General features: G+C 72.7%; 1 protein-coding gene. It reads left to right on the top strand.

The genetic code is table 11. From position 1 onward, the window contains the following. A partial coding sequence (locus ALLO2_RS22840; protein ID WP_157493507.1) for a condensation domain-containing protein occupies window positions 1-2702 on the top strand: 2702 nt, incomplete at both ends.

Below are 2702 nucleotides of genomic sequence, written 5' to 3' on the forward strand. Positions count from 1 at the left end.
CCCGCCGAGGAGCTGCTGTGCGGCCTGTTCGCTGAGACCCTGCACCTGGACCGGGTCGGCGCCGACGACGACTTCTTCAACCTCGGCGGCGACTCCCTGCTGGCCATGCGACTGATCGCCCGCGTGCAGGCCGTGCTGGACGTCGAGGTGAACATCCGCGAGCTGTTCGCCGCGCCGACCCCGGCGGGCATCGCCAGGCTGGCCTCCGGCGGCGGGAGCGCCCGTACCCCCCTGGTGGCCGGGCAGCGGCCCGAGGAGATCCCGCTGTCGTTCGGGCAGACCCGCATGTGGTTCCTCAACCGGTTGCAGGAGGGCAGCGCGGTCTACAACATGCCGATGGCGCTGCGGCTGCGCGGTGACCTGGACCGGGACGCGCTGCGAGCCGCGCTGAAGGACGTGGCACAGCGGCACGAGACCCTGCGCACGGTGTTCCCCGACCGGGACGGGGTGCCCTTCCAGAAGATCCTGGACGGCGGCCCCGAGCTCGTGGTGCGTGCGACCAGCGAGCGGGACCTCGCGGACCTGCTGGCGGCCGAGGCGGCACGTGGCTTCGACGTACGCAGCGAGCCGCCGTGGCGGGCCGAGCTGCTCGTCCTGGCCGAGCGCGAGCACGTCCTGCTGCTGGTCGTGCATCACATCGCGGCCGACGGCTGGTCGATAGGAGTGCTCACCCGTGACCTGTCCACGGCCTACGCGGCGCGACTCGCCGGCCGGGAGCCGTCATGGGCGGCGCTGCCGGTCCAGTACGCCGACTTCTCGGCCTGGCAGCGCCAGATCCTGGGCAGCGAGGACGACCCGGACAGCCTGATCAGCAGGCAACTGGCGTACTGGCGGCAGTCCCTGGCCGGTCTTCCTGCCGAGCTGACGCTGCCGGTCGACCGTCCGCGCCCGGCCGTGGCCTCCTTCACCGGCGGCACTGTCCCGCTGCGCGTCAGCGCCGAGGCCCACGCCAGGCTGGCGGGGATCGCCCGGGACCGGAAGGCCACGATGTTCATGGTGGTGCAGGCGGCGGTCGCGCTGCTGCTGTCCCGCCTGGGCGCGGGCACCGACATCCCGCTCGGCACCGTCATCGCGGGCCGGGGCGACCCTGCGTTGGATGGCCTGGTCGGCTTCTTCGTCAACACGCTGGTGCTGCGCACCGATGCCGGCGGCGACCCGTCGTTCAGTGACCTGGTCGCCCGGGTTCGCGAGGTGAACCTGGCCGCCTACGCCCACCAGGACGTGCCGTTCGAGCGGCTGGTGGAGGAGCTGCAACCGGACCGATCGCTGGCCCGGCACCCGCTGTTCCAGGTCATGATGACCTTCCAGACCACCCACCAGGACGGCGGCTGGGAGCTGCCGGGCCTGTCCGTCCAACCACAGCGGTCGAGCTCCGACGCCGCCAGGTTCGACCTGTCCTTCACCGTCGGGGAACACCACACCGCCGGCGGCGCACCCGCCGGGCTGGACGGGGCGGTCGGCTACTCGGCCGACCTGTTCGACCGGGCGACGGCCGAGAAGCTGGCTGGGCGGCTGGTGCGGCTGCTGGAAACGGTCGCCGCCGACCCCGCGCTGCGGGCGAGCCGGGTGCCGGTCATGGACGAGGCCGAGTGGGCCCAGGTCGTGCGCGCCTGGAACGACACCGCCTGGAACGACACCGCGCTCAAGGTCTCGGACCGGACGCTGCCCGAGTTGTTCGAGGCCCAGGTGCGGCGCAGCCCGGACGCCGTCGCGGTGGTCTTCCAGGACGTAGGCCTCACCTATGCGGAGCTGGATGCGGCGGCGGGCCGACTTGCCGCGCGGCTGACCGAGCAGGGCGCCGGGCCGGAGCGGGTCGTCGCCGTGGCCCTGCCGCGGTCCGCTGAGATGCTGGTGGCGCTGCTGGCGGTGCTGAAGACCGGCGCGGCCTACCTCCCGGTAGACGTGGGATACCCGTCCTCGCGGGTGGCGTTCATGCTGGCCGACGCCGATCCCGCCGCCGTGGTCTGCACGGCCGAGACCGCCCGGGCGCTGCCCGGCCACCCGGCCGTACGGACGGTCCTGGACGACCCACGGACCGCCGAGGCCCCGGCGGCCCGGCAGCCGACCGCGTCAGGCCGGATCGACCCGCGGCACCCGGCATATGTGATCTACACCTCGGGCTCCACCGGAACACCCAAGGGCGTGGTCATCTCACACCGCAACCTGGTGACGTTCCTCGCCGCGATGCGAATCCGCCCCGGCCTCACCGAGGCCGACGTACTGCTGGCCGTGACGACGCTGGGCTTCGACATCGCCGGGCTCGAGCTGTTCCTGCCGCTGGTCGTGGGCGGGCGCGTGGTGGTGGCCGAACGCGAGGTGGCCCTGGACCCCAGGAGGCTGGCGGCGGAGATCGTACGGCACAGCGCGACGGTGCTGCAGGCTACGCCGGTGACCTGGCGGATGCTCGTCGACGACGGCTGNGCGGGCTCTCCCGGGCTGAAGGCTCTGTGCGNCGGCGAGGCCCTCCCTCCGGACCTGGCCGAGGCGATGATCGAGCGCTGCGCGCAGGTGTGGAACATGTACGGCCCGACCGAGACCACGATCTGGTCGACCTGCCGGCAGTTGACGGCGGGCGGCGGCGTCAGCCTGGGCACACCGATCGCCGGTACCCGGACCTATGTGCTGGATGATCTGCTGCAGCCGGTGCCGCCGGGGGTGGTCGGTGAGCTTTATCTTGCGGGTCCGGGGCTGGCTCGTGGTTA

The sequence above is a fragment of the Frankia sp. Allo2 genome, from assembly GCF_000733325.1.
Lineage (GTDB): Bacteria > Actinomycetota > Actinomycetes > Frankiales > Frankiaceae > Frankia > Frankia casuarinae.